This is a genomic window from Pseudoalteromonas sp. 120-MNA-CIBAN-0494, assembly GCF_040308885.1.
Lineage (GTDB): Bacteria > Pseudomonadota > Gammaproteobacteria > Enterobacterales > Alteromonadaceae > Pseudoalteromonas > Pseudoalteromonas nigrifaciens.
The window spans coordinates 1-20,333 of the sequence record NZ_JBEOOE010000045.1 but is presented as its reverse complement, the minus strand read 5'-3'; the positions used below and the strand labels follow the sequence as shown (position 1 = coordinate 20,333).

Annotated in this window: 18 protein-coding genes, 1 tRNA gene and 1 pseudogene; 6 read left to right on the top strand and 14 right to left on the bottom strand. The window is 38.4% G+C overall.

Annotated elements, in window-relative coordinates:
- Positions 1-70 precede the first annotated feature (70 nt).
- From AAEY55_RS16800 to AAEY55_RS16785, 4 genes are all read right to left on the bottom strand, one after another.
- Positions 71-319, bottom strand: a complete 249-nt coding sequence (locus AAEY55_RS16800) for an ATP-binding protein (RefSeq protein WP_350552337.1) — start codon at positions 317-319, stop codon at positions 71-73.
- Positions 316-1,350 carry an IS21 family transposase gene (gene istA, locus AAEY55_RS16795; RefSeq protein ID WP_089367649.1) on the bottom strand — a complete coding sequence of 345 codons (1,035 nt, stop codon included), beginning with the start codon at positions 1,348-1,350 and terminating at the stop codon, positions 316-318. The genes AAEY55_RS16800 and istA overlap by 4 nt, the downstream gene beginning before the upstream one ends.
- Before the next feature lie 269 nt (positions 1,351-1,619).
- Entirely contained in the window at positions 1,620-2,879 is a 1,260-nt protein-coding gene (locus AAEY55_RS16790; RefSeq protein ID WP_350544894.1) for a Y-family DNA polymerase, read from the bottom strand.
- The gene (locus tag AAEY55_RS16785) at positions 2,864-3,280 is read right to left on the bottom strand and encodes a LexA family transcriptional regulator (protein ID WP_007583926.1); all 417 of its coding nucleotides are present in this window, start codon (positions 3,278-3,280) and stop codon (positions 2,864-2,866) included. Before AAEY55_RS16785 ends, AAEY55_RS16790 begins: the two co-directional genes overlap by 16 nt.
- Before the next feature lie 229 nt (positions 3,281-3,509).
- Here AAEY55_RS16785 and AAEY55_RS16780 point away from each other — a divergent pair, with 229 nt between their 5' ends.
- The 5 genes from AAEY55_RS16780 to AAEY55_RS16760 all read left to right on the top strand — a co-directional run bounded on the left by AAEY55_RS16780 (position 3,510) and on the right by AAEY55_RS16760 (position 7,497).
- Positions 3,510-3,929, top strand: a complete 420-nt coding sequence (locus AAEY55_RS16780; RefSeq protein WP_350544892.1) for a hypothetical protein — start codon at positions 3,510-3,512, stop codon at positions 3,927-3,929.
- 227 nt (positions 3,930-4,156) lie between these two features.
- The gene (locus AAEY55_RS16775) at positions 4,157-4,891 is read left to right on the top strand and encodes an endonuclease (protein ID WP_350544889.1); all 735 of its coding nucleotides are present in this window, start codon (positions 4,157-4,159) and stop codon (positions 4,889-4,891) included.
- A gap of 247 nt (positions 4,892-5,138) precedes the next feature.
- Positions 5,139-5,585, top strand: coding sequence for a hypothetical protein (locus tag AAEY55_RS16770; protein WP_350552334.1), 447 nt, complete (start codon positions 5,139-5,141; stop codon positions 5,583-5,585).
- Between the two features lie 132 nt (positions 5,586-5,717).
- Positions 5,718-6,608, top strand: coding sequence for a hypothetical protein (locus AAEY55_RS16765; RefSeq protein WP_350544884.1), 891 nt, complete (start codon positions 5,718-5,720; stop codon positions 6,606-6,608).
- 22 nt (positions 6,609-6,630) lie between these two features.
- The gene (locus AAEY55_RS16760; protein WP_350544883.1) at positions 6,631-7,497 is read left to right on the top strand and encodes a hypothetical protein; all 867 of its coding nucleotides are present in this window, start codon (positions 6,631-6,633) and stop codon (positions 7,495-7,497) included.
- A 589-nt stretch (positions 7,498-8,086) separates the two neighbouring features.
- On the opposite strand, the gene AAEY55_RS16755 is transcribed toward AAEY55_RS16760, so the two are convergent.
- The 3 genes from AAEY55_RS16755 to AAEY55_RS16745 form a co-directional block, all read right to left on the bottom strand.
- Positions 8,087-8,536 carry an antitoxin Xre/MbcA/ParS toxin-binding domain-containing protein gene (locus AAEY55_RS16755; RefSeq protein WP_350544880.1) on the bottom strand — a complete coding sequence of 150 codons (450 nt, stop codon included), beginning with the start codon at positions 8,534-8,536 and terminating at the stop codon, positions 8,087-8,089.
- A gap of 88 nt (positions 8,537-8,624) precedes the next feature.
- Entirely contained in the window at positions 8,625-10,055 is a 1,431-nt protein-coding gene (locus AAEY55_RS16750; protein ID WP_350544878.1) for a DEAD/DEAH box helicase family protein, read from the bottom strand.
- Positions 10,052-10,576, bottom strand: a complete 525-nt coding sequence (locus AAEY55_RS16745; RefSeq protein ID WP_350544875.1) for a hypothetical protein — start codon at positions 10,574-10,576, stop codon at positions 10,052-10,054. The genes AAEY55_RS16750 and AAEY55_RS16745 overlap by 4 nt, the downstream gene beginning before the upstream one ends.
- Positions 10,577-10,676: 100 nt before the next feature.
- Between AAEY55_RS16745 and AAEY55_RS16740 the strand changes: the two genes are divergently transcribed.
- Positions 10,677-10,913, top strand: a complete 237-nt coding sequence (locus AAEY55_RS16740; RefSeq protein ID WP_350544872.1) for a helix-turn-helix transcriptional regulator — start codon at positions 10,677-10,679, stop codon at positions 10,911-10,913.
- Positions 10,914-10,941: 28 nt separating this feature from the next.
- Here AAEY55_RS16740 and AAEY55_RS16735 read toward each other — a convergent pair whose 3' ends face one another.
- The 7 genes and pseudogenes from AAEY55_RS16735 to AAEY55_RS16705 all read right to left on the bottom strand — a co-directional run bounded on the left by AAEY55_RS16735 (position 10,942) and on the right by AAEY55_RS16705 (position 20,085).
- Positions 10,942-11,478, bottom strand: coding sequence for a hypothetical protein (locus AAEY55_RS16735; protein WP_350544870.1), 537 nt, complete (start codon positions 11,476-11,478; stop codon positions 10,942-10,944).
- Between the two features lie 2 nt (positions 11,479-11,480).
- Positions 11,481-14,240, bottom strand: coding sequence for a hypothetical protein (locus tag AAEY55_RS16730; protein WP_350544867.1), 2,760 nt, complete (start codon positions 14,238-14,240; stop codon positions 11,481-11,483).
- A gap of 12 nt (positions 14,241-14,252) precedes the next feature.
- Complete coding sequence (locus AAEY55_RS16725) at positions 14,253-16,517, bottom strand: hypothetical protein (RefSeq protein ID WP_350544865.1); 2,265 nt, start codon at positions 16,515-16,517, stop codon at positions 14,253-14,255.
- Positions 16,517-17,764, bottom strand: coding sequence for a tyrosine-type recombinase/integrase (locus AAEY55_RS16720; RefSeq protein WP_350544862.1), 1,248 nt, complete (start codon positions 17,762-17,764; stop codon positions 16,517-16,519). Before AAEY55_RS16720 ends, AAEY55_RS16725 begins: the two co-directional genes overlap by 1 nt.
- A gap of 94 nt (positions 17,765-17,858) precedes the next feature.
- Positions 17,859-18,797, bottom strand: a pseudogene (locus AAEY55_RS16715) (YifB family Mg chelatase-like AAA ATPase); the annotation flags it as partial.
- Between the two features lie 33 nt (positions 18,798-18,830).
- Complete coding sequence (locus AAEY55_RS16710; RefSeq protein ID WP_011326851.1) at positions 18,831-19,445, bottom strand: trimeric intracellular cation channel family protein; 615 nt, start codon at positions 19,443-19,445, stop codon at positions 18,831-18,833.
- A gap of 563 nt (positions 19,446-20,008) precedes the next feature.
- Positions 20,009-20,085, bottom strand: a tRNA-Met gene (locus AAEY55_RS16705).
- Between the last annotated feature and the right edge of the window lie 248 nt (positions 20,086-20,333).

The window sequence follows — 20,333 nt, the reverse complement described above, 5'->3', positions numbered from 1 at the left end:
TGCTATACCGAACTTTATCAGATCAACCGGCCAAGATAATTGTCGCTAGACCGGCCACCGTAATTGTCGCTTAATAGGCGAACGTAAAATCAAATTCCTCGAGCGATTTTAATGACGGAAACCCAGCCATACGTGTAAACATAACCTGTTTACGTTGATGCCGGTGCTTCTGCTCGCTTTGCAGTATGCGTTCTAGAAACTGTAAATAATCCCATTCTTCTTTTGCTGCTTGCTGCGCTAGCGCTGTTGCGTTCGTTTCAACACCAGCGAGTTGAAGCTCCTCTGTTAGCTCATGCAAACGTGCTAATTGTAAGTTCATAAAGCCTCCGAAAACTGCGCGTAAATGTTTAAATCATGATGTAACGGTTGAGTCTCGAAGGACATATCAAATAAAGGCATGCTCACTTCTGCCGGCTGTGGTGGTGCAACAGGTTGGAGCGGGGGTAAAGATTGAAGGTATGTCTGCTCTTCTTTTAATCTATCTGCGGGTTTTACTTTTATTGTGTCGTGAATACGCTGGTTAGCCACTGTGTTCAACCAGTTAATGACTTCAACATTGGCAGTTTCAACGTCCAAAGTAAGTTCAAGGGCAGATAATTTAGTGGCCAATGGCTGATAAAAGTTATCGCGCACATAGCGTACCATTCGCTCTACTTTGCCTTTTGTTTGCGGGCGGTAGGGCTTACATAGCTTTGGAATGAACCCCATTTCTTTACTAAATTGGTAAAAATGCTGATTAAAGCGGTGTTTACCCTCACCGTAAGCATCACGCTCTATAACAACGGTTTTCATGTTGTCATACCACACTTGCTGTGGAATGCCTTGGAAATACTCAAAGGCTTGGCGATGACATGCTTCGAGCGTTTCATAGCGCATGTTGTCAGTAATCGCGACAAACAATGCACGGCTATAGCCTAAAACAGCGACAAAGGCATGCAGAGGTGATTTCCCACCTCGCATTTGGCCCCAATCAACTTGCATTTGTTTACCTGCTTCTGTTTCAAAGCGAATAATGGGTTGGGGCTCAACGCTCCCTCGATATTGATGCAGGTATTGACGTAGTAACGATATTTCTCCGGTATAGCCTTGCTCTTTAATTTCCCTGAGTAAAACAACGGCTGATAAGTGTATTGGAGCAGCTTTAGCTAACCGAGAATGCAAATATGGTTTAAAGGCCTCTAATTTTGAAATACCCGTTTTACGAGTAGCATAATGCGGCTCGTCAAAATCACCCTGAAGGTATTTTTTAACGGTGTTACGCGATATGCCTAACTGTTTAGCAATGGCTCGTTGAGACATGCCTTGCATGGCTAAGACTTTTATTTTCATGAACTCTTCTTTTGAAATCATGGTGCTTACCGAAAAGCACCAGTGTTAAGTTAACTGGATCAGATTTCAATTGTTGAAGTGGATCATTTTTGCATTGCTGGTAACATCTAAACAAGCTAACCTGAAGAAAGGAGTCATAGATATAACTAAAGTGGGTCTAAATTCAAAATACTGTAGCGCTACACAAGGCAAAAAGGGTTTTAATTAAGAAATTCCAATAAAGATTTCCTGTAACCTTATAAACTAAATACACTGTTACCACATTCAATATTTGATGGTTCTAACCCAGTTCAATCACAATCTATGATTGGAATATCTGACCAGCGGGTTGTGTAATGGGGCGATAAAAAAGCCCGTTTCATGTTCCATGATTTTGTGAGCTTTTCACTTCCTAAAGATAAAGTGCCGACCCCATAACGTTTATTTATAGCATCCAAACACGCCATTACTTCTGGGTTATCTTTACTTACAGAAAACATATCTGCTTGTTGAAATAACTCACCTTCTAATTCTATTGCGCCAATACCGCAGCGATAAAAGCGCGTGTTAGCCTTAAAAATATCATCAATAACATCTGAAACAGCATTGGCTATAACACTGGTATCTGATGTAGGTATAGGAAAATCATAGAGCAACGATTTCTTATAATACACGTCTTCGTGTGGCGAGCTTGCAGCGAATATCACGAGTCGTTTTGCTAATGACTGCTGTTTCCTTAGTTTGCTGCCAACAATCGCTGCGTGTGTTACGAGGGCTGATTTTAATGTATTTAAGTCACTTACTCTTTCGCCGAAACTTCTCGTTGAGTAGATTTCTTTTTTATTCTGTTTTACTTCATCCCAACTTAAACAGGCGATGCCGTTAAGCTCACTCACAGTCCTCTCAACAACAACGCTAAACATACGTCGCATTTCTTTAGGGTTTTGATTCGCTAAATCCCATGCACTTTTAATTCCCATCACCTTGAGTTTTTTACCGAGTCGAGAGCCAATACCCCAGACATCGGTAACATCCATACGCATAAGGACTTCCTGCCGTGAGATATCATCATTAATAACAGCAACCCCGTTATAACCAGAGAGTTTTTTCGCCGCATGGTTGGCTGCTTTAGCTAACGTAGGCGTAATACCAAAGCCGACACCAACAGGCAAACCAGTTTCGCGCCATACAGCTCGTCGTATTGTGTGTCCGTAGTCAGCCCAGTCATTAATAATTCTAGAAAAACCAGTAAAACGTAAAAATGACTCATCAATACTATAAACATAATGGTCATCACAAAAACGATTTATGACCGTCATCATTCTTTCACTCAAATCAGCGTAGAGTTCATAATTTGAAGAGCGCACAACGACATTATGCTGCTCTAAATAGGGTCTAATTTTGAAGTAAGGTTCAAATTTCGGGATATTAAGCTTTCTAGCAATAGGGCATATGGCACAAATACACCCATCGTTATTTGTTAGAACAACAACAGGTTTAAAGCGAATGGATGGGTCAAATACCTTCTCCGCACTGGCATAAAATGCCACTGCATCTACGAGGGCAAACATCGATTCACCTCAGCTTTATTTCTGTGTAGGCGGATACTAGCAGTAACGACGCCTTCGAGCTTAAAGTCGTCATCATTAGAGATATAAACAGACTTATAATCTTTAGAGGCAGAGATAAGTAAGCGTTTCGATTTATCTATGATTTTACAAACAAACGAACCGTTATAACTAGCAACAATAATATCGCCGGTACTTACATCCTCAGCTCTATCAATGACTAGTAAGTCACCATCGAATATTCCTACTTCTTGCATGGATTGCCCAGAAGCGATACCAATAAAAGTAGCATTCGGGTGTTTAATGATTAGTTCATCGATTGAAATACCGAGCTCTACATATTCTGCGGCAGGAGATTCAAAGCCGGTAATGCCTGCTTCTATAAAAATTGGAATAACGAACATACACACCTCAAACACTGTTTATATATACAGTTTAATTTAAGGTTTAAATTATGCCAAGGTTCTTTTTGTGAGACGATAGTTTTATTAGAGCTGATATAAGCATGTTTTAGGCTTAAAGATGAAAAACCCCTTTAATAACAATTAGTAAAATTACCATCGGTTTGTTAAAATTTCACAAAGGAATTATGAGCTTACTCAAAGCTTATTTTAATTATGGAATAACTTACTAATGACTTTAGTTAAAAACACTATTGCATCTTTTCTAATACTTAGCGTTATTACTGGCTGTTCAGCCTCTAGACACGCCATCATTGCCGGTGACTCTGAATTAACAGATGCTCAAGTGTGTCGAAACTACCTTGATGATAAAGATATCCTCGCTAAAAGTTATACCACCGAAAATACTGATGAAGCGAACTATATCTTCGCGCTTAACAGAGAAGTTAAATATAGAGCACTCACTCAATACAAATGTGAGATATTAGCTGCACAAGACAGAAAAGAAATCGCTCAAGGCGTTGTTGCTGCTGTCGTTGCGGTAGGTGTCGTCGTTTTAGCTGTTGCTGCGGCAGGAGCTGGCGGGTCAAATAACTATTCTTCTGGTTATGCATGGGACCAGTTTTATGATGGTAACTACAACTTAGTCTAGCGCTGTCGAGATAAGTCTACGGGCCAATTTGCATATAACAGCGCTTGCTCTGGACAGTATCAAAATGACAATACATGGACTGGGAAGTAGCTTTCCCATTAAATTTTAAAAGCATAATATTTGAGTTCTACAAATTAAAATTATCAGTCACCACAAATGAGATCTAGCTTATTAACTCATTTATTATATGTGACATATTTAAACCGAAATAGGTACCAAGAATCATAATGAAAGCATCCACAATTTCACTGTTAGCAACACTTATTTTCTCAGCTACCTCTTCAGCAAATCAAGAAATCGACTCATTTAGCAAAGCTAAACGACTTCTAGAAAAGCAGGTTTATAACAATCACCGCATTACACTTTATTGTGGAGCGACATTTGACGCTAGTAAAAGAGTAACCGCACCGGAGGGCTTTTCTACAACAAAGTACATCAAACGAGCAGAAAAAATTGAATGGGAGCACGTTGTTCCAGCAGAAAACTTTGGTCGTACTTTTAGCGAATGGCGAGATGGCCATAAGCAGTGTGTAAATAGTAAGGGGAAGTCATTTAAAGGTCGAAGGTGTGCTGAAAAAGTAAATACAGAATACCGTTTTATGCAAGCTGATATGTTTAACCTTTATCCGGCCATGGGCGCTGTGAATGCTCTGAGAAGCAATCATAACTTTACTATGCTTCCTGCGGCTAAAAGCGATTTTGGGCGTTGTGCGATGAAAATTGATAACAGCAAAGCTGAGCCACCTGAAATGGCTAGAGGGCAAATTGCGCGTACTTATCTGTATATGGAGAACACCTATAAACGATACAGCATGAGTAAATCACAACGCCAGCTAATGAATGCGTGGGATAAAATGTATCCTGTAGATGCTTGGGAATGTACTAGAGCAGAAAAAATTTCAAAGCTACAAAAGAATCAAAATGATGTAGTAAAAAGTCGCTGTGAGAGTAGAGGCCTTTAAACATATCATCTTAATCATGATTTATGAAAGCTTAGAATTAATAATCAATTTAGTGATCAACGTGAAACCCTCAGCTTTTATTAGTTAGTTTTTAATTCAGAATGAGCAGCTTTGAGCGATAACCGGTCAGTCAAAAGTTTTGATATCTGAAGTCATATTTGACTCTCGGCTTTTCCAACTTTGAGAAAAAACAGAAACTGAAAAATCCAACGCTATTGTTGGCTTGGGGGCCACTACTTTTAAAGCAATGGCTGGACAAAGTAAAACAGCCTTTAAGGCCTATAAAGCGTTTGCCATTGCCCAAGCTGTTATAAATACATACCAAGGTGCAACTGTAGCCTATACGTCTTTGGCCCTTATTCCTATTGTAGGGCCTGTTTTGGGTGGTGTTGCAGCTGCGGCAGCAGTGATGATGGGTTTACAACAAGTACGCCAAATCAAAGCCCAACAACCGGCGGGGATTGCACACGGTGGTTTAGACTATGTGCCGAATGAATCTACCTATGTATTACAACGTGGTGAGCGTGTATTAAGCCCTAAACAAAATACTGAAATCAGCCAAATAGCGAGGCGTTATAACGCAGGCGGTGCGGCTAATGATGGTGCCGGCTCTGGTGGTGTAAGTATACATATAACCAACCAAATTACTGTGCAAGGCGGTGCTAATGAGCAAAAATCGCAATCCGTTGGCTAAGACATAGCACGCCAAGTTGTGGTGGCTAACATTCAAGAAAATGGGGCGATTATTCGTGCAGTACGTGGTGCAGCTTAGTTGTTAAGTGGTTGAGATTGGTGTAAAAAGGAGTTTTAAAGCGAGGGAATGTTGATGAGTAAAAAAGACAGCGATTTATTTATTGGCTACTGTGTATTGGGCTTAACTTTATTGGCTATAGCAGGGGTTATAATTACTTACAGTATACACTTTCCTTATTTTACGTGGGAAATCCCAAAAAACCTTACTGAGCATCATGCAGCGAACTGGTCTACTACTGCTTCAATTATTAATGGGCTATTAACTCCAATTTTACTACTTGCGAGCGTTATATTGATTTGGCTCACGTGGATATCTAGCAAAAAAGAGTTTCAAAAAAACAATAATACTTTAGAAAATCAAATCAAGAGTCAATCAATGAGGGATGATTTATCAATTTTTGCCAGGAGAACAAGTCAGTTGAATGAGAGGTTTACTGAAAAAAAATATAGTATTAATACTGATGACATTTTCTCATTAAGCAACCTATTGCTATCTACTCTAGACCAGTCAATATTAGTTAAAATTTATAGCAATATTTCTGATGAATTTAAAAATGACTATGTTCAAAATAAGCAACTCGATCCTTTAACAAATACATATATGTGTGTTTTAAAATATCTAAGCCAGTATAACTTTTCCTTGAACCAAATATTGGCATCCTCGCATGCTAAAGTTAAATCTGAAGTGGAGCTTTATCGTAACTTAGAACATCGTGTAGGCTACCCTAAAGAAATTGCTCGTTATCTTATTTGTTACATCTTATACCAAGGGGAAAATAAAATTAGAGAATTTGTGATGTTTGACTTACTAATAAAAAAAATAGAAGAAGCAAATAAAATAAATAAAAACAGATATGTTGAAGAGTTTTATTACAATTTCGAATCAATTGTTGCTGAACAGCTTATTAAACTGACTTATGAAAACTCTGAAAAAACTTTGAATGTAATAAAATTAATTGATTAACAATTGAGCGAGAAAGTTTTAAATGACTAAACAAGAAGCTTTACAAAGAAAAGAGAGTGAGTTTCTCAAGATCATAATGATAATAGCGCTAAGTGTACTTTTAGGTGTTGGCAGCACATTCGGATATTTTTTTGAATTTTCGCCATCTAGAGAATTTAAAACTTGGGTTGATACTGCGACAATATTCACAGGCGTTGCAACCCCAATTTTGTCTACTGTGTCTGTTTTTTTATTGTATTTTGTTTGGAAGGATAATCGTAGAGAACTCGCAGCTACCAAAAAGGCACTTACAGAACAGTCTGACACGCAGAATTTTAGAGTTATAAAGGATGCTGTTTTTGAAATTGCATATCAAGCAAAATTACGCCTTCAAAATGATGTTGAAATTCTCGAGACTGATAATAGGATAGAGTTTGTTAATTTGGATCAAGGAACACGGAATGTAATTGATGATTATTACCTAGAAAATATGAAAACAATACCTTTTGAAGAGTTCCTCTTCAGTTACTTTGTGTTTACCAAAGTCAAACCTATTGAAAAAAATAAAAAGAATCTACAGCATATTGATATGTTGTATTCTGAAGAAACTTTTTATTTTATTGATAAAATTAAATCCATCGCGATGTTTATGATGAAAATAAAAAGTATTGAATATAAGAGTATTCTTGAAATTACTTTATTTTCTAAACTAACCATCTTTTCTTGGTTAATGTTCACTGAGATAGCTTTCCACTTATATAAAACAGCTAAGGAAGAAGAGAGAAAATATTCTGAGCTTGTATTTCTCGAGATAGCTGGTTTAACATGTAGGCAAATGAAAGAAGTTTATTGGCTTGATTCATTATCTGAACAAGTACTTTCAGAGCTAAAAGAGCGTAAGCTACTTTAACTATGTAAACCCCTTTCCAGCCGAAAGCTCGCCCACTAAATTTTATACTCGTTACCAGTGTTTTATTATGAAACTTGGTAACGATGCAATTACTCCCCTTATCCAAATGACCTAAGCTCTCTAACTTTACGTTAGTGCCCAATAGCCAATCCCATTTAAACAAAGCCAATAACGCCACTGAGGTTTACCACCTTGAAGGCGCCTATTGGGAGTTTGAAATAGAGCTTGCCAATGTTCCTGAAGCTCCGAAGATCCGTGCCTCTAACAACACGCACAGAGCTGTCATTCGGCTCTAAAGCGTTTTTGTCCAAAAGTGAGTTTCAATCTTTGTTGTCACAATTTTTCTTTGGATAGGCACGTTGATTGAATCTAAGTTTTGATCTTTATTGTCATACATACCTTCTATTGACACGAAAGGAACGGACTGGGAAGGCAAAAAAGTTTCAAACATTATTGTCTTCCGACATCAAATCAATTTACTAACCTCTAAAAGTGATGGCTTCTTGTTAAATTAACCAAAGGGACAGATATTGGCTTCAGATATTGCAGTCTGATGACTATGCGCATCACGCCCTAAGGCACTTTACTTTTAGGCGTTATATCCATATTCGAGCCTGTTTACGGTATTTTTAATTAATTCACGGCCAGCTATAGTATCTATAAATGTTAAAGGTTTTTTAGAGTCGAATTGGAGTGAAGGGGTATTTAACCAAATATTAAAACGTTCTATATTTTCAAAGTAATCAAGACAAAAAGAGTAGACTTTTGCAATTTCAAATGTACTTTCACTTAAAGTGGTATTTAAAGGCTTTAATTCTTTTTTATAGCGTAAATATGAGCTATTGCTAGTTCTAATAGCTGAAGAAAATGCTCGTATACCCCAGCCTAACTCTATTCTTAAACGCTCAGCATTTTTGATATCTACACCTTGATGTATAAAGTTAATTTGCTCTAGATGACTTGATTTTTGACTGATCTTTCTATTGGTTAAAATCTCTATAAAGTCTATTTTTTTATGAATTTCTGAGAAGCTATACATAGCAACACCTTAAATTAAGTTATATTTCCTCGCGTAACTGAAATCGATGTTACCTGTAGAGGTCTACTTAAGGTAAATTCTAGCGTATTTACCGCAATTCACTTAACCCCAAAGCAATAGCCTCTTGCTGAAAGCGGCCTGATATATTAATAATTCGCTCATAGGCACCGGTTAAAAAATGCTCCTCTGTCGCTTCAGGCCTATTGCTCATAACTGGCTGATCAAAAAAGTCAGCAAAGTTATCAAAATCAAACTGAGCTTTGGAAGGTTTTTTACTTTGTTTATTAAAAGTAATATCTCTTGAGTTTTTATCTGAAATGTCTTCTGCAGTAGCTTCAATTTTTTCAAACTTAACTACATCAGCTTCTAATGGAACATCTTGATTAACTCTATACGCGTATTCTAAAAGTTTAGGCTCGGCAGGCATATACATAATGGCTTCTTGGTTTTTAGAGTTAGTAACCCTTAGTATACGACCCAATATCTGCCTAAAATGCATTTCTGTTTTTATGTTTGTAAGATGACAGCAAACCTGCAAACGAGGGATGTTTGTACCTTCGCTAATCATACCAACAGAAATAATCCATTTACTGTGCGCATGTCTAAACTGCTGAATAATACTTGTAGGTTCACTTTCTCGGTAGGTCACTACAACGCTATCCTCGTCAAAGTAAGTCCGCATTAATATAGAGATTTGATGGGCATGCTCAACAGATGCCGCAACAATCAATCCCGCTGCATCGGAGTTTTTCAATCTAATTGAAGTCAGCTTTTTTTGAGCGGAAGAAATCATGTATTTTATTACCGCTTCATTTTCAATAATTTCTTGATAAGAAACGCCAGAGTCGTTTAATAACGCTTTAAAGCAGTTAAATGTTTTGGTTTCAGCGTCATCTACAACTGTAATGCGGCTATTATCAACAGCTATTATTTGTGGAACCCGACAAACATTATCTCCAATAGCCTCAGAAAGCCCGTAAACATAGTCACACGCTATTTTGTTGTTAGGCTGCTGATATGATGAAAGAACAATAGGAGCAGCGTCAGAGCGCCAAGGAGTGCCTGTTAAAGCTAATGTGCATTGTGCTTTATTTTGAATGTTAAGTATTATCTGCTCACCCCACGCATTAGCATTATCAATATTAGAGCCTGCACAATGATGAATTTCATCAAATATTACAAAAACTCGATATTGTTCAAATAGCTGCCAAAAGTGCACATCTAAATACTGTAAGCTTTGATACGTTAAAGCTCTACCTTTAGCGCCAATAAGCCCATCAAATCGTTCATTCGTTTTTAGCTGTAAGCTTTCCTTAAAGTCTTGAGATACAATCGAAGACGGGGAAAAACAAATAATTAAATCGACCATATTATTTTTTAATAACTGGTTAGCTAATTCCGAAGCCATCAAAGTTTTACCCGCCCCAGGAGTTGCCAAGGCTAAAAAGTGGCTATTGCCGTTCTGGTATTGTGTAAGCGCTAAATTAATACATTCGGCTTGCCATAGTCTTAGTTTCATATTTTATCTAATGCTTCGTTTTGCTTCAGTAAGCCTTCGATCGCTCTAATCTTGCCAAGTATTCTTGTATTGTTGTCTCTCGCTTTGTTGTATTGTGGCTGAAGTTCATCTACCAGTTCGGGTGACTCCAAATAAAGCTCTTTATATGCCTCAGACTCCCCCAGATTTAATAATAACTCGGCTTTGTAATGATTTAACTTACCAAGTAACAGTACGTGTTTATTATCAGCTTTTTCTGCAATAGTAATAGACATTGCACTAGCTAAGTGAGTAATTACCTCAACGTTAAAGTTCTCTGTTTTATTGAATCGCGTAAATCCTTTTTTATTTGATACCACCTTTTTTAACCAACCTTTTTTAACAAGCTTGAGTAGTTCGGCATATATACTTCGTCTAACTGCTGTAGGTACTAAAGAAAAATCATTTTTTAATGTTAAGTACGCCGAGCGTACATCACTTGTTGTAAAGTTATCAAAATTTGGTGCAACAATAATTTGAGCTACAAGAGGGTCAAATTTCAAAGTAAATCCTAATAAGCTTCTTATAATAATGGGTATTATAGGGCGTGGTAGTTAAGCGCTCAACATGAAAATCTAATCATTTTACCTTGAGGAAAATCAGGTGAGTGATTTAATTAAATATTTTGGTGAAAAGCTACGTGAAAAACGTAAAGAAGCTGGCTATTCGCAAGAAGGTTTTGCCGCCTATGTCGGTATAGAGCGCGGTAACTATGGAAAAATGGAAAGAGGTAATGTGAATATTAAGCTAGAGACATTATACAAGCTAGCTAATGCGTTAAATTGTGAATTTGAAGACATAATGCCTCCAAGATTGATGTATAAACTTAGCTTAGATTAATTAAAGTACTGGGCTTTCCATAGTTTGCTTATATAAGCTTAAGCTTTACGCGCACATTCAGCGGTAACTTAGTAATTGCTAATGCTAATTGGTCTGCCGCATTTTGTGCTTCTAAATCTTTAATACGCTTATTTGCTGCTGTTGCATTAGCATTGACTTTAGGCCTAGATAAAGACGCTATACCTGTCCTAGGCTTTGCTATGCGCTCATCTTTACGTTTCATCAGCTCACTGTTGATACCACCACTTCTAGTTCCATCAGCCTCTTCATTACCTTCAAGAAAAGTTAGCAGCTCTTCGGAGTAACTACTAGTATAAAATAATGCTTGAGTTGTAGCTCCTATCGCCTTGGCTACCTCTGATTTCTGCACTTGAAAGGTCTTGTTCGTGCGAAATTTAGAAACTGTTTTGTGCTTATTTATATACGCATACTTTTCTTTTTTTATGCTGTTAATTGTGTCATAAGCCGCAAGCGATGCGTTATCTTCTGAAACCCAACTAGGTAACTCTCTAGTCTTATCTTTATCTTGTCCGACAGATTGAGCGAGCAAGTCGTTAAATTCCATTGCTAACCTCCAATAACTAAAGCATCATCAAGATACTGAATATGATTGTCGTATTTATTGCTGGCGCTATTACGCTTTAATTGCAAAAACTGCTTTTTAGCTTCGCTCACAGTTGATTTCGATTTCATTTTAAAAAACTCTGGAAGCTTCGGATCTTTAAGTATATTCACATGGTTTTCGACATGCAACATGATCCCAATCACATGACCATCATCGACATTACTATTGATGCAACCGAGGCACAATGAAGGATCAGCATTCTGCGCTTGAGGTTCGCTATCTATGGCACACTTGGCTTGCTTCTCCGTGGTACCTCTGACAATACAGTTATTCCAAGCATTAGCGGTTATATCGATGACTTCGGTAGCTGTAAATTGGTCTGCGACTTCGGCTAGCTGCTCTAAGGATAGTACTTTAGTTGCTTTACCAAGACGCCGCATTAGCACATCAAATTTTCCTGCGTATGCACGCTGTTCGTCACGCAATGTCAACATGTGCATTTTGACAATGCTACTTATCACTGCTCGTTTAGCAATATCATGAATATCTTTAAAGTTTTTCAGTCTCAGGTAACGCATAAAAAAGCGCTCATCGAGGTGTTTAAAATGCGAGCGAATAAACCAACCGACATCGCCAGAGTATCTTCTCAGTACTGCTTCTGCCCAGATATGCCTAAAAGCATGCGGTGTAGGGTAAGCACAGTTTTTAAGGACACTTGTCGTACAGGCTCTCACTAAATCCTTCGGCAAATCGGATGGGCTATTGATGGTTAACTCATTTAGCTTTTGTTTCAGAAATGGATCCATCTTCTTCTGCCATATATCAATTTCATCGATATTTAACGTTCCTTTGACAAAACCAAATAAATTATGAGCTGGCTTGCTGTTTTTATTTCTGGCAAACAGACCTGATACTTGTAAGATTGGTAACTCATTAGTCACTTTTTGCATTGTGTGACGAAAGTCCGCCGTATAAGCATTGTCTGGATATGTTTGAGTTAATCTGGTGAATTCCAAACGCTCACCTTCACTTAGTACATCTATTTGTTTTAAGTAGTCTAACCTTTTCAATTCTTTAAATGGAGTGTAGTAATGTACAAAATGAGCCCACATGCGTATCACACGATAAGGAAACATATTCGATGATAGGTGGACATCTGGGGTGATTTTTCCTAAGGAATAGAGACATGGCGCAACGTTACTTTCCCCATTAAAGTAATTGAGCTGAAAGGCAAGCAAGTACGCAGACAAGGTAATTTCACGATCTAACTTAGTCTTACCATTAGTCTTTGGCACAACCCAGTTGAGCATAAAGCGAAACGGGTTGTAAGTGCTATCAAGGATATCTTCGTTGTTTTTAATGGTAATGGCTGACAGTGGGAAATCATATTCGCTGGCTCGCCATCCTGTGAGAGAAAGCATTAAGGTGCAGCCAGAAGCTTCTACATTACCAAGAAGTTCTCGGATTCCATGGCCACCATTAGATTGGAGGATGTTAGCCTGATGGAGTAGCTGCTCTAAATTTTGTTTATTTTTCGGTATTTTCGCCAACAACTGCCTTTTAGTCTCAGTGCAGGCTTTCAAAAACTGAATTAAAGTAATCTGGCGTTTGCCTTTCAAGGTCGCACAATATTGTTTTAATAACGCCTCGGGACCTCGTGGCAATGGAGTGTTTATTAAATCGGTTAACAACATGGTACGCAAGAACTCGAAACTATCAAAGCGATTAGGTAACTCGAGTTTTTTTGATAATAATGCCAACCCCTGCTCACTCAACAAGATTGTTTCCTCATGAACTAGCTGATATTTTTTCTTGAAATAGTCATGAGTTACCCTTTGAATTAACTTACACCTCTCCTTGGTAATTACAAATTGACCCTTTTGTCTGCCGCTGCTTATTAAGAACGGAGCTGTTAAAATATTTCGACCTGTAAGCTCTGCTCCAATATGAGTTATCAGATGCCTTTCAACTTTTAGCCGGCTGCCCATTTGGTGTTCAAATACTTTCTGAATAAGTTCAGGTAACTCTTGTAAACATAAATGCAATGTTTTGGCTAGCGGATAATTTTGCTCAAAATACTCGCTACAATAATCTATATAGTGGCGGCCTATTGCTAGGCCTAAGAAGTTAAATGAGCCTCCAGCCTTATAGTCGGTAAGAGTGAGTCCAGTCACCACTTCGACCGCCGAACTTAGTGCTTTTTTGAGATGAAATTCTGGGATAGGAGATAGTATCCCTTCAATACCATAAAGATCTAAGGCATTTCGTATTTTATCTATACTAATACTAAAAGCAGCTGCATAGGAAAAGCTTGAAAAACGCTGCTTAACCCCTGAGCTTCTTACATCCATCGTCAACAAGTACTGAAACATTGCCTGATAGTTTTCGTTGGATTCCAAACAAATTATCTTTCTCTCAGTGAAAAAGGCAAAAATACGCGTAAGCTGATTAAAGCCTAGAACATAAGCACCAGAGCTACTTGAAGAGGCAGTTGATAAAAAAATAATTTTCGCCAATTCGACACTTGTGATTTGGTACTTATATTCATCAAATACCAACTCTATTGTTTCAATAAATTTGACATAAGGGGAGTCAAATAGTGAAAAATCTAGTGTTCTTACTTCCGTATTATAATTAAACTTCCAAATCATTGAGTCAAATTTAGTGCCATCAATGGGTGTAAGCATCATCAGTTCATCATTTAGATGTTGTAATAATCCGTTACAGTTTGATAAAAGAGGTTTTGCTTGGGTTAATAGCATATCCTTTTCCTTTTAAGTTAATTGGGCAGTAAACAACGGAAGTAGATGAGCCTGATATGTTTTGTACATAACATCCCCTGCTTTTACAGTTTTTTGACTGAAACCTTTTTCGTTTGGTATTTTTAGATTAGATGCATTGAGTATTACTTCTATCCACTCACAAGTGGGTAGCACAGTATATTCAAGAAAAACGGGGTTACTCATAAGCAGTTGTTTGTATGATCTTTTTGCTTCTGTAACGTAATGTTGCATTTGTACATAGGTTTCTGGTGTATCTAGTAAATAAAGGGTATCAGGATAAGCACCCCCATCTGATTCATGTCCTTTAACCATGCCTAACTCATTCACCTTACCTGTAGTTTCTGTAACTAGCTTTAACCGCGATAGCACATCATTCTTCTTATCATTAATGACTTCCAGCGCCTGGGTAAAATCTCCGTTAAATACTAAATCACTGGACGGGCTTAATACATTAATCGCTAAATCATTCATCACCGAGCGGGTTACTCTACCGCAGTTATTTAACCATTCTTGATTCTCTGCTGTCATGTATCTATCACGCTCTATTTCATTTTCATGTGAATTATAATTTACTAGGTGACCGACGCGGTATTTATCTGAACGTGAGTGTATAGACGAATTTTTAACAGCAGCGAGACCAAACCAACTCAAAGAAAGAGGAGTACCGGCTTGAGCAAGAAATGATCCACAGGGATTATCTTTCAAGTTACTCTTATTCCATAAACTCTTTGTAATGCCATGAGACGTCATGGCATTTATACAGTCGAGAAACACCGAGGTTGTGTCGCGTTTACCAAGCTGGTGCAATATTTTGGTATGAATTATAGAGAAGGCTGCCAATTTGAATATGTTGCTAATAAAAGTAAAAGGCCCGCATACTTTTTGCTTATATAAATTGGGTATACTTAAAAGCGTACCATCTGCGTCACTATTCAATGTTTTTCGGCTTATGTAGTTTAATATCGCTTTCCCCTCAATGTCGCTAGTCGCTAGCAAAGGTATCTCTTTGTAGTTATGAGCTCGGCTTTTGTAGTATTCACAGCTAATATGAGTGACAGAGCCATCGTTGCGCTCCATAAAACGAAAGTCGCTTCGTAAAAGCTTGGGTATATCGCTAGGCTGTACCGCTTGCCATGCCATCAACCACATAAAACATATTTGCTCAAGTTCGGTCACTGGTATTGGAGTAATTGGGGTTACCTTACGTGTTTTTTGCTCAGCACGCTCCACTATAGCCATTATGATGTCGTAATTAAACAAAGCTTTGGCTGTATTAGTGACTGTAACAATATCACTCTTAATAGGCTGCTTTACTACCCGCATCCCATTCTTTAAACGCTTTAAATTATCTTCATAAGCACTAGAGTTAGATAAATCAAACAGCAATACTTTTATGCAATCTGGCGTTTCACTGCTGAAATTCTCGCAAAAAATATTAATTAAATGCCTCAGTAGTGCACGTTGGTGGCTTGAATCATCTTTTATCGTGCGTTCTATGCTCAGCATGCCTGTGGTTATTTTATTTTCAAGACAATACAATTCTAGCTCATTAAGTAATTGCTGAGCTTCCAGCATCAGAGCCGCAACTGTAATAGAAAATGAATTCATCAATGCCTTAGGACTTGCAACACGATTGAACAAGTCATTATCCATATATTCACGTAACCACTGCATTTGACCAAAGTAGTTCGTAAGGGTAATTTGTTGAGGCTCGGCCTCTTTCGACAACTTAGTTTTATTAACTATTGTCCGTATATACGCTATTTCTGATTGTGACAGCGTACTTTGGAAACTCTTCAAGCCCAAGCAAACCTTAAGGGTATTTAATATAGCTAAAGCATTTGAAGATTGCGGTTTTACGCGACACTCATTGACTCGAAAGGTTTCGAAATCCTTAACAACTTTCGCTCGGTTGCTATTGTCAATTCTGTGCTCGTTCAGCCAGGGGACAAAGCTTAATATCCCCAGAGATATAAATCTCAATTTTGTAGAGCTGTAATTATTCGAATGAGTTTGCACATCATGTAATACAACAGCAAGGCAACGAAACAACAATTTGGCATCGGCATGTTCGTTGGTGCACTCAAAGATATTATAGGACTGGCGTATACCAAAACTTTTTGGCAGCACAATACGTGTATAAATAATAGGCATTGGTGTGGTTTTTTGTGCGCGCAGGAAGTCCTCTTGTAATAGCTGTTCTTCCGTTAGCATATCCACATCTTCTTGGCCGCTCAATATATCAGTATCATCCATTAGATTAGCCCTTCCATTGACATTTTTTCCCTTGCACTACGTATATATCTTCGCGTTACTGTTAAACCTTTATCTTTACCTGCTAATGAGTGGCCTAGTAGTTCAGCTATTTGAATCATCACTGCACTGTTTGCAGTTATCGCGTCGATTTCATTTCCGATATTTTTTGCGTACTCATAAAATTTATCAGTACCAAAACTGTGCCGCATAACGTGAAATACATGGTCTTTATGTATTTTATAAGTATGTGCGTTATCTCTATCTTGGACCTGCAATAACTTATCTTTTGCGTTTTTGAATATGCTAGATGCCTGTTCTTCAGTGATCGATTCACCATAGGTGCTGTTATCAACTTTTAGGAAAAACGCATTGGATTCTGAATTAACTGGACGTTCTTGTTGATAGTATTCTTGCATTTCTTCTAATAGACCTGCCTCAATATACAGGTTGCGGGACATGCCTCCTTTGCCCGGTTTAGCTTTACTATTTACACCTGGTAAAAAGTATGTAAAAACCGTTTGGTTAGGATTCGCCTTCATTTCATCAAATAAAGTGAGCAAGCCTTTACGCGTTTTTTGCCCATACTCAAAATCGTTTAAATAAAATCCTGCAATCTCTTTAGCTCTAGTACCGACTTCTGATCCGCATTTCAATATCAACTTGTTACGCATAGTGGTGCACTGGCGATATAGTGCGTTGCGAGTGCTTTGTGGCAAGTATTTAACTGCTTCGCGACGCATTGTATTTTTTTTGGCAATCGTTTTATTGCCAGGTGCAATGCTAAGAGACTTGTATGATGTTAAGCCTATCTTAGTAAGGTAATTGTAATATGAGGAAAGTGCTGATACACACTGTGTTGCGGATGTCATACTGTGCTTTTGTTCCAATATAAAAACATCATTAATATAATGATTAATGATTTCTGGGGGAAGATTGTGATTTAGCATTAACCAATTTTTATCTGGACTTACTTGGCCGCTCTGATGTAAGTAGCGTAAAAAGCGATCTAAATGTGATATGTATTGTGAAGCTGTGACTTTGCTAATATCTAATTCTATAAGTTGTGTTTGATTTATTCCGTTTTTTAATTTTTTATCTATCTGTATGTAATGCTTTAAGTGATAGTACAGTTGTAAGGAATAAAAACTAGGGATAAGGATAAGGCAATCATCATCGGCAACAAACACATCGAGCTTTTCAATTGTGCGAGATCCATGCTTAAAGTTTTTAAGAATAACCTTTTTCATCTACACACATAAAATGTAACTCATCTCATACTTTACTATAGCATAACCTCCCGAATACCCATACATATTTAACATTTTAATTTGTACTCGTTAAAAGCACTTTACGTTCGAACTCTGGCAACTCATCTAAAAAAAGCACGCCATTATGCGCCAATGAAATTTCCCCTGGTTTAGGGTTTGACGAGCCACCGACTAATGCAACGGCAGAGCAGGTATGGTGAGGGTTACGAAATGGCCGTTGTCGCCAATTAGTTAAATCAATCGACTGGCCAATAATAGAATAAAGCGCTGCAGTAGCAATTGCTTCATCATCTGACATGGTCGGCATAATGGTTGCCATACGTTGAGCCAGCATTGACTTACCCGTACCAGGGGGGCCCAAAAATAGTAAGTTATGGCCTCCTGCAGCGGCAATTTCGAGTACTCGCTTTGCCCCAGGCTGGCCTTTCACATCACTTAAATCGAGCAAAAAATCAGGAGCTTGCGTGCAATCTGGGTATTGTATATTTAACGGTAGTGGTTGCTGATTAAGTAAATCGCCCCACACTTCTGCAATAGAGCTTACGGCTTTGCGTTTAACCCCGTTAACTAAACTAGCTAAGCTATCATTTGCCAGTGGTAAAAAACAGCAGCGGTCCTGCTCTTTAGCAGCAAGCACCGAGGGCAAAATAGCATTTACGCCACGTATTTCACCGTTAAGTGCCAGCTCCCCGTAAAACTCATATTTATGAATGTCTGAGCACACTATTTGCCCTGAGGCGACTAAAATACCTACGGCAATAGCAAGATCGAATCGGCCACCGTCTTTTGGTAAATCGGCAGGGGCTAAATTAACAGTAATACGTTGATCGGGAAAACCAAACTTAGAATTTTCAAGTGCGCTACGCACTCTGTCTTTAGATTCTTTTACCGAGGCCTCGGGCAAACCTACAATATGAAAAGCAGGCAAACCATTACCTAAATGCACCTCAACAATCACTTCGGGGGCATTTATGCCCACCTGAGCACGAGAATATATGCGAGCTAACGACATTCCCTATCCTAATAAATACCCTTTAGCTTTAGTTTAGTCGGGATATTTAAAAACGTGTAATACAATACCCCATTTTATGGCAGCAAAACGCAGTAACAGAGTCATCAACATACTCAAAATCATCGCAACTTCAACGATAAGCGAAAAGTTAATACACAAGGTGTACACTATTCCCCCCGCTATACAGGTGGTTGCATAAAGCTCGCCCTTTAACAACATGGGGATCTCCCGGGCAAGTACATCACGAATTAGGCCACCAAAACATCCGGTAATAACCCCCATAATCACTGCTGTCATATCTGGCATACCGGCGAGCAATGCTTTTTGCGTGCCCATTACAGCAAAAAAAGCTAAACCAAACGCATCGGCAATTTGTAAATTATAGTGGGGTATGGTTCTTTGCTTATTTATTAGCCGCGTTGTTAGTAGTATTGCAGCTAAAATTGCAGCAAAATAACTTTGGTCGTGCAGCCAAAATACCGGAACATTTAATATCACATCGCGAACAGTTCCTCCGCCAATAGCGGTTACGGTAGCAAGTACAACAACACCAAAGCCATCCATCTTCTTTTCATACGCTACCAAGGTGCCCGATATGGCAAATACTGCAACACCTATTAAATCAAACCAGTGGTAAAGTTCTGTCATGCCTACTCTTGCTAAAATATTTACGTTACTGCTACATAAGCTACGCTAAGTTTAAAAAAATAACTACTTTTAGCACTAATTAAGCTGCTAAGTTCCTTTTATATTCAAAACTAACCTATAAACCCTATGAGTTAAATTAACCTTTATAGCCGTTTATTGCTCCTTCCTGATTAGCCAATTGAGCGTGGTAAACAGTAAAGCGACGGCTTTTGGGTTGTAAGTCATTCGCCAAACTTTAGACATAAAAAAACACTCTTTAAGAGTGTCTGTTTATTCTTATTTATTTCAGTGGTTGCGGGAGTCAGAGTTTATGAAGAGTGAACGCATCACGCAGTGACGACGACCTTCGGGTTATGAGTCACTCACTAAATTTTAGACATAAAAAAACACTCTTTAAGAGTGTCTGTTCATTCTTATTTATTTCAGTGGTTGCGGGAGCCAGAGTTTATGAAGAGCGAACGCATCACGCAGTGACGACGACCTTCGGGTTATGAGTCACTTACTAAATTTTAGACATAAAAAAACACTCTTAAAGAGTGTCTGTTTATTCTTATTTATTTCAGTGGTTGCGGGAGCCGGATTTGAACCGACGACCTTCGGGTTATGAGCCCGACGAGCTACCAGACTGCTCCATCCCGCGCCTGAAATTGCATACTTATTTAAAGTTGCTTACATTACAACTTGGCTTCCAATTAAAAATTGGTTGCGGGAGCCGAATTTATAACGACTACCTTTGCTGGCTAATGAAGAGCTGAGACCGACAAGCTTTTCCTTAACTAACACTTACAGTAACCTCAATCCCCTAAAGGAAATTGGTTGCGGGAGCCGGATTTGAACCGACGACCTTCGGGTTATGAGCCCGACGAGCTACCAGACTGCTCCATCCCG